The organism is Bathymodiolus platifrons methanotrophic gill symbiont (genome assembly GCF_002189065.1).
In the GTDB taxonomy this organism is placed as follows: domain Bacteria; phylum Pseudomonadota; class Gammaproteobacteria; order Methylococcales; family Methylomonadaceae; genus Methyloprofundus.
On record NZ_BDMN01000333.1, the window covers coordinates 1 to 7,791 of the forward strand.

Consider the following 7,791-nt stretch of genomic DNA (forward strand, 5'->3'; position numbering starts at 1 on the left):
AAGCATGGATAACGAAAAGACGTTACCCACACCTTACCAACACTAGCCAACACATTCTCCACAATCACTCTCAATCACAGCAATATGGTTTCTCTTAAACCGCGCTCCGCGCATCAATAATAAAAAATGATAATAGTTAATTGGAAAGGAAAAAAGATAAGCAGGTAAAACCACAAGGGCGGGCTGGAGTGCGCAGTGAGCCGGAGAGCCCCCACAAACCACAACATCCTTGTGGTTTTACCTGCTTATCTTCCCCACTCAAATTAGCTACTTTTTTTAGCTGTTTTGAGTGGAAAAGATAAGCAGAATAATCGAGTTTTTAAGCCCCTTTTACCATCGCCATGCCCCTGCGCCATAAGATATAAAAAATCATATCCCCCTGTACAGCTACGCAGCATATTGTCATCATAAAATTCAAATCCCGCAGGTGAGACGATTTAAACCCGCGACTTCTACTTTATCCAATATGATCTTACTGGCTACCTCTACAATTCCTTGATCGGTAGCGCTGTCCTGACCTATTCCAAAACATCTTGATTCCAAAATAGGGGCTGGGACTTGAAAGAAGAGAAGAAAACCCGATTTGCTTACAAATGAGAGGCTAATTAAGATATAATTAACATTCGTTTGATTGCAAGAGTGGAGCTCTTACTTTCAAGCCGTAATCAGTGTTCTATCACTGATTACAACCTTTTGAAAACCTCTGCATACAATGTGTGTAGAGGTTTTTTTATGCCTTAAATCCTACCTTTATCGGTGGATAATGGAATAGGCGAATTGTTTTTTTTAAACGGTAGCTTAATTTCTGTTGTCAGAATCAGGAAAAAAAAGAGGCCTTAGCCTATAAATTCAATGGTTGCGCTTTTTTATTGACAGTTAGTTTTTTTCTGTAATTTAGTTATTTTTAAAAAAAACGTTATTTTTCGGCACTCACTGCCTTTACTTTTCCTTTTTTCAGCCGTTTTTTTTAAGTATTTGATGTTTTTCTTCAAGCTCAACGTTCTTGATCGGTTTCTTGATCTTTCTTTTTTATATCCATAAATTTAACGGCTGTCTCCCTGAGATTTAAAATATCTTCTTTGCTTCCTCTCGAAAGTGTATTAATTATACTAAATAGCTTTTTCGCCCCTTCTTGACTCTTGACCTTTAAATTACCTATTTCTTTTTGGGCTGTCTCCAGTTCTCCTTTCAGTGCTTTAGCTTTCCTGTTCTCAACCTCTCTTTCAGAGGCCTTAGCCGACAAGGTTTTCCATTCCAACTCACGCTGAAAATCAGGGAAACGTAGCCTAAGCGAAGTGATGATTTTTAGTCCGCGATAGCCGTAGGGCCGTTGTTTTGTCGGAGTCTGAGCGTTAGCGAAGGTGGAGACAAAATAAAAGGCCATCCGACACGGCGTCAAGTCATTTGGAGCCTATGTTCCGACCCCTTGTTGGGTCGGGACGAGGTGACGAGGACGAATCGGGGCCGCCGGAGGCATAAGTGGTCGCGTTAAGTTTTTGCTGCTTGCTTGGGCTGGGATGCCCAAAACAAGCTTTCGCAAAAATAGCGACTCCCCTCAGATCTTTTAATATTTTCTTAGCAACCCTAAAACCATAAGTGCTTTTTGACTCCCATAACTTAGGCTTATCTAAGGTAATCGGCGGCGTTCTAACTACCTCTGTTGCATTAACCCGAGCATAGTACGACTTTATATCAACATGCTTTGCTTTTGATTTTTCAATACCACGCTCAAGACCGTGCTCTTTACCTACATTCTCATAAAAATCAGTCTGCATTTTTGATAAGGCATTACGCTCACCCAAAAAATGACGGGCATTCAGTTTCCCTTTCGGGTCTATCGGAACAATATACGCATACATGTGTGGGGTAGATTCATCACGATGAATACCCACATAAGCTATATTCTCGACTCCATGACGCTGTTTAAGCCACTCTAACGAATCCTTAAAGTAATCATCCTGCTCAAATCTGCTTTTACCTCTAATCGCCTCTGGTGAGCCCGTAATTAAATATTCAATGGCCATGACTCCATTCTTACGGATTTTTTCAGGAAGAATCGCGTTGATTTTGTCCATCGAATCACTCGAATTATTCGCACCAATATGCGTATTTTCAACACGCTTTCCAGCATCAGAATTTGGGGTTTTTTGTTCTCGAAAAGCATGCTTCAGAGAACCTTTTATTGATGCCCTTGATTTTAGTTTTTGTGTTCTTAGGATTGCGAATTTTGCCATTGTAGAATATGAAATTTATTAAATATACCGCGTAAATTGATAATAAAGGACTTACTCCACAAATTTTTTCAAAAATTGCAGTAAGCTCCGTGAGACGCCCGCTGCCAGCCATGGAGAGCGAACGCGAGGGCTGGTAGTCCCCAGAAGGCGTAGGGCCGTTGTTTTGTCGGAATCGTAGCGCTAGCGTAGGTGGAGACAAAATAAAAGGCATTCCGAAACGCCGTCCAGTCATTTGAGGGAGTGTTACGAAGCCAGCACCGAGTTTACGATGGTAGTGGCGAAGTGGCACGTACGCAGGACGTCTGGGGCGCCGAAGGCATTAGCGGTCGCGTTAAGCTGGGATGCCCAAAACAAGCTTTCGCAAAAATAGCGACTCCCCGCCCTTTAAAAACCTGTTTTTAGTACTAAATATATCTGGTGATATAGGAGGGTTTTCATGTTGTCTCTACCTCTGATAAATATCCGTATTCAGAGGCGAAAACGGATACTAATTCCTAGGACTAACAATGCCACAGGCTTATTAGTAATGATTATAAATACGTAGATTATTTTATGACCATTATCGAATTAGCAAGTCTTTTTTCTTCATAACAGTCAGCGTCATAATACCTTTGATGTAGTGCGTACAATACTTTTTTAAGGTCAGTTTCAGACTTGATTACAAAACCACCATCTTTAAAATTAACTCCTGTTTTTTTCTTAGCTTCAGTGATAAGTTTTTCCTTTTTCTCATCACTTAAAGCATTATATTCTTTTGCCATATTGGCTATTCGGTGTCTATTTTGTACGCCAATTGAAGTCTTTTTAAGCGCAGAAATCGATCTCCTCAATCCCAGGGAAAATTTCTTTGATTGTTGCAATTTTTTTGAAATAAAGCGTATCGGTATCGGCTAGGTAGACCGCATCAGATTTACGATTTATTTCTATTTGTTTTTTATTCTTTACAACCTCAGGATCTCCAGATAACCAAAGCACTGTTTTGTTCACAAAACATTTTTTGGTTATTCTTTGAAAATATTTCTTCTGTGTGGAATTATCACTATCTTGTGAAATTATAATGCAAGATATGTCACTATAATCATCATTATCTATTTGATTAATACTAGCTGAGCTAAAATTGTCTGTACATTGCTCAATAAAATATTTTTCTTTAGAAAAACTTTTAATTTGAAACCATGCATCATCATCTGGTGTGTAGAAAGGTGAAAATTTAATTTCATCAATATTATTAACATCAAAATCATCAACTACATTTTCACTTTGAGAGAGTATATTTTTGTATTCATTTTTTATTTTTGCGAAAATTTCAGTCATCGTCTTGTATTTCTATAAATGTGTAATCATTAATCCTCCGCACACACAGAGTCTCAAACGATTTTGGGCTTTTTAATTTCTTTTTGCTTATCAGCATCACTTTGACATTTTCACCCGTAACAACATAATAAAAGTTAAAACCGAACACCAATAAAACAGGGTTGAAGTAAGATACTCTTGAAACAAGAGTAAAAAGTATCGTCATCCCGAACACAGTCCAAAAAGTCGCAGTTCCTTTGACACTCAGAGCCACAAAGAAAAACCCTAAATAATTAGCTAAAAAATCATTATTTGCTGCTTCAATAGAACACACCTTATTAATCTTTGCTTGCGATAGATATTTGCATAAATAAAGGGAAGAAAAAGTGATCAGGAATGGCATTGATAAATAGAATAAATAGGTTATCCAATAAAAGTCCCCAAATGTACTGGCTAAAGGATTTATTTCATTTTGAATAAAAAAGACAACCACAAAAAATAAAACAGAACTAATTGTCATCAATAAGCGAAAAATGGATAGAACAGAGAATATGCATTTAATTTTTTTCATCACTTATTGACAGACTTAATTAGAGTACATTAGCATTTACTTATAAGGTATAATAATTCAACCCTTATTTTCAGAGCACGGGGAGTCCATAGCTGGCAGTATTGGCAAATTTTTCAATCTCTGTAATGCTCGTAGGCCGCATTTTGCAAATTTTGCTATATACCGTTCATGTGGAGAATATATTGCCTCCCTACGGGACGTGTTGGTAAGGTGTGGATAACAGAAAAAACGTTACCCACACCTTACCAACACTAGCCAACACATTCCCCACAATCACTCTCAATCACAGCAATATGGTTTCTCTTAAACCGCGCTCCGCGCATCAATAATAAACAATGATAATTTGTAAGGATAAAAGAAAAGAAGCCCAGACGCGAAGAGCAAGTGTGGGCAAGAACACCCATTAAACACATAGATTGTAAGGTTTTACCTGTTTATCTTTCCCACTCACATTTGTTCTTTTGCGACAGAACCATCTTTCGCGCCAACCTGTTGTGTTTGCGAGAGTGGGCAGTATGATATGAAGTCCCGCAGACCGCATTCCACAAATTCTGCGGTGTACCGTTCATGTGGGAAATGTATTGGTTCCCTGCGGGCGTATTGATAAAGCATGGATAACGAAAAGATGTTATCCACCCCTTACCAACACTAGCCAACACATTCTCCACAATCACTATCAATCACAGCAATATGTATTCTCTTAAACCGCGCTCCACGCATCAATAATAATCAATTGTATTTTTGAAAAGAATAAAGAGATAGATAGTAGAGTTCGTAGAACCCCTTAGGCGAGCACACATAATCCCTTTCACAGCCCCCCCCTCCCAAAGACCTGTTAAAAAACAGAGAATTCAGGCTTGAGTTTCTGTGTATCTTGGGATCGAGTTACTCGAGTTTTTAAGCCCCTTTCACTTCCGCCACGCCCTGCGCGTTACCAGATATAAATATCTGCCCCTGCTCCAAACGCGCCACTTTTTGCATTATAAAATTCAAATCCCGCAGACAAGACGGATTAAGTCTGCGACTTCTACTTTATACAAAAAATGCCTTATGGGTTGCCTTAGCAAAGTCCTTGATTGGCAACGCTGTCCCGACCTATTCCAAAACATCATGATTCCAAAATAGGGGCTGAGCTTGAAAGGAGAGAAGAAAAACCGAAAATGCTTAACAAATGAGAAGCTAATTAAGATATAATTAACATTCGTTTGATAGCAAGAGTCTGTCTCTTACTTTCAAGCTGTGGTGAGTGTTCTAGCACTCATACACAACCTTTTAAAAAGCCTCTGCATACAATGTGTGTAGAGGCTTTTTTATTGTTGCTAATCCTACCTTATTCTTTCAGCTTAATAAATACTTTTTTCATTTAGTTTTCCTGAGCTACAAGTTTCTGTCGCAAAAAAGGTCTGTGTAAAAACCAACTGTAACCTGTTTTTATGTGATAAATGGATAAAACACCATGAAGGATAAAAATATTATCACCACACCATGAAAATTACGATAGTCTAGTTTTAAAGCCAAGTACCATGTGGTATTCAGGAAAGTAATAACTTAAAAAATAGAACCATTTTTAGTTGAACATGCGAACCTTCTTTGACTAAAATTTAATCTTATTATCATAGGGTATTTTGTTTTTTTCGACAGAACCTTATACTACTATGGTATCAACGAGCTTAAAGACTGCCTATCCTGAAGACATCTAACTAGCTCAGCTCTCGCCTTTCTTGGCGGGCAACTTCCTTTGATAAGAAATATTGATGCATGAGCTATATTAGTTTGGGTTGCATCATCAATAATCAGAAATACTTGATCATTATTATTGTTAATATTTCTTATATCAGAGCAAGAGAATTTAGATAAACTTGCTTCTTGACGTTCATCTGGAGCTTTACTAGTTTGTGCTTCAATCCTTTTTTTTATTATTTCCTTCTCTACGTAACTAAGCCTATCTAAACTTACCCCTCGACACTTTAAATCTTTTAAAGAAATTGCAGTCTCAATTACGTTTCCATCAACAATATGCTCTGGCGCATATAAAAGCCTTAATAACACCTCTTGTTCACTCACGAATTTAGGTGAAAAGTTACTTTGAGACTCTTGCTCTGACTCCAAGCTATATTGGTGAGGCATAGGAACTATTTCTCTATTAAATCAATAATATATTTCGGCAAATTCTCTGTTACATTAATATCATCAGCCATATACTCTTCTCCATCAGATGTTTTTCCATAATATGAAAACGTGTTATCCCCATACACTCCTAGGTCAAACCTAAAGTTAGGAAGAATCCATAAAAAGTTTATTTCTCCATCAGCAGCTAATGAAATAATAGGAGAATATATTGTTGAAGATTCCAGTAACAATCTTATAAATGTCTCAGCGTCATTTATAGCTTCCTTACTAATTTTCTGAGCTCCATTGCCATCCCAATTTTTACTGTATGTCGATTTTTCACGAATCTTGGCCAGCAATGCCAAATCCTGTCTAGCAACATCTAAAACTTGATCAGAAGCTACGGGCTTAATAAATATCTTTGCAGTCTCTTCAAGAGTAGGAGCACTTGGAGAGACTGCACTAATAATAACAAGAGTAGTTGCTAACGTAGCTCTACGAAAATCTTTATGTACAGAACTTTCCTCTGAGTTACCGTCATAGCTAAAGGCTCTAGTACCAAAATTATTTATTGTATTAAGTGTTGATAAATCACGGCTAAGCATTGACATTACAATCCTCCTAAATTAATTCGAGCAGATACTTGCTCTGTCAGAAGCCTTCCTAATACTTTTTTATTCATGCCATGCAATTTATTCATAATTTCTTCTAGTTTTTCACAGCTACCGCCATCCTCTTTGAAATCATTAGATTCCCCAGAAATAATCGCACTATGATCCACTGTAACAACAAGTTTCTGGTTGTTGTTTATATTCACATAAGATGCACTTGTTTTTAACTGATTTAAACATGACATATGACCTAAATCCTCATACCACCCAATATGGTTGTGCCATAATTTATTTTTAGAGTTAAAAGCGCCTTTAAATACCCAGTCGCTCTCTTCTTGAAAGAGTTCACTAAGATTTGACGTACTAGGATCTTTGTTACAAACAAACCTGTCAACGTACATAATACCTACGCTTGAAATAAGACTATCACTACCTTCTAAGCGCTTAAAAGCCACCTTTAAATAGTTAAAAGCCTCAGCAAAAACGCTAGCCCATTGAGTGTAATTTAAACAATGCACTGAAATGCTATTTTCTGACGCTCTTAACATCCAACCAATAGATCCATCTTCGTTAATTTTCTGAAGCTCAATACCTCCCAAGACCTTATTTGAGAAACTAGTGTGTTGATCATCTTCAATTTTTAATTCAAACCTATTAACATGGTTCGCCTTTGGCAAAGAATTCTTTAAATCGTCCCCCAATAAGACGAGTTTTTTTATTGTATTTAGACTGAATGCTGGAGTAAAGCTTACAAATAGAGCCATTTCGACAATTGCATGCGCCCCATTAATAGGTAAAAATGACAATTCTTCTGCTGTAGTATTCACTGAAATACCTCTTAATACTCACATTGAGCGGTTATGGATTTATATTTTTAGATTAACTTTTGATTTTAAAATAAATAGTGGTTCTGTCGCAAAAGATAAGTATTTGTGTAAACCAAGCTATAAACCTGTTTTTATGCCTCTCATAA

General features: G+C 37.3%; 9 protein-coding genes. 1 reads left to right on the plus strand and 8 read right to left on the minus strand.

Going from position 1 to position 7,791, the window contains the following annotated elements; all coding sequences use genetic code 11:
• Positions 1 to 994 precede the first annotated feature (994 nt).
• A complete protein-coding gene (locus CDZ78_RS16920) occupies positions 995 to 1,384 on the minus strand; it encodes a hypothetical protein (RefSeq protein WP_087871043.1) in 390 nt (129 codons plus the stop codon).
• Positions 1,385 to 1,400: 16 nt separating this feature from the next.
• Positions 1,401 to 2,234, minus strand: coding sequence for a MobV family relaxase (gene mobV / locus CDZ78_RS16925; protein WP_087871044.1), 834 nt, complete (start codon positions 2,232 to 2,234; stop codon positions 1,401 to 1,403).
• 240 nt (positions 2,235 to 2,474) lie between these two features.
• On the opposite strand from mobV, the gene CDZ78_RS22275 reads away from it, so the two are divergent.
• Positions 2,475 to 2,636 (plus strand): hypothetical protein, encoded by a 162-nt coding sequence (locus CDZ78_RS22275; RefSeq protein WP_167374369.1) that lies wholly within the window; start codon positions 2,475 to 2,477, stop codon positions 2,634 to 2,636.
• Positions 2,637 to 2,779: 143 nt separating this feature from the next.
• Here CDZ78_RS22275 and CDZ78_RS16930 read toward each other — a convergent pair whose 3' ends face one another.
• The 6 genes from CDZ78_RS16930 to CDZ78_RS16955 all read right to left on the minus strand — a co-directional run bounded on the left by CDZ78_RS16930 (position 2,780) and on the right by CDZ78_RS16955 (position 7,645).
• Positions 2,780 to 2,995, minus strand: a complete 216-nt coding sequence (locus CDZ78_RS16930) for a hypothetical protein (protein WP_087871045.1) — start codon at positions 2,993 to 2,995, stop codon at positions 2,780 to 2,782.
• 43 nt (positions 2,996 to 3,038) lie between these two features.
• Positions 3,039 to 3,548, minus strand: coding sequence for a hypothetical protein (locus tag CDZ78_RS16935; protein ID WP_087871046.1), 510 nt, complete (start codon positions 3,546 to 3,548; stop codon positions 3,039 to 3,041).
• Complete coding sequence (locus CDZ78_RS16940) at positions 3,541 to 4,098, minus strand: KwaA family protein (RefSeq protein ID WP_140414149.1); 558 nt, start codon at positions 4,096 to 4,098, stop codon at positions 3,541 to 3,543. Before CDZ78_RS16940 ends, CDZ78_RS16935 begins: the two co-directional genes overlap by 8 nt.
• A 1,653-nt stretch (positions 4,099 to 5,751) precedes the next feature.
• Positions 5,752 to 6,162: a hypothetical protein gene (locus tag CDZ78_RS16945; protein WP_140414150.1), complete on the minus strand. Its 411-nt coding sequence runs from the start codon at positions 6,160 to 6,162 to the stop codon at positions 5,752 to 5,754.
• Positions 6,163 to 6,230: 68 nt separating this feature from the next.
• On the minus strand, positions 6,231 to 6,818 hold the full coding sequence (locus tag CDZ78_RS16950) for a hypothetical protein (RefSeq protein WP_087871049.1): 588 nt from the start codon (positions 6,816 to 6,818) through the stop codon (positions 6,231 to 6,233).
• The gene (locus CDZ78_RS16955; protein WP_167374370.1) at positions 6,818 to 7,645 is read right to left on the minus strand and encodes a TIGR04255 family protein; all 828 of its coding nucleotides are present in this window, start codon (positions 7,643 to 7,645) and stop codon (positions 6,818 to 6,820) included. The genes CDZ78_RS16950 and CDZ78_RS16955 overlap by 1 nt, the downstream gene beginning before the upstream one ends.
• Positions 7,646 to 7,791: the final 146 nt, after the last annotated feature.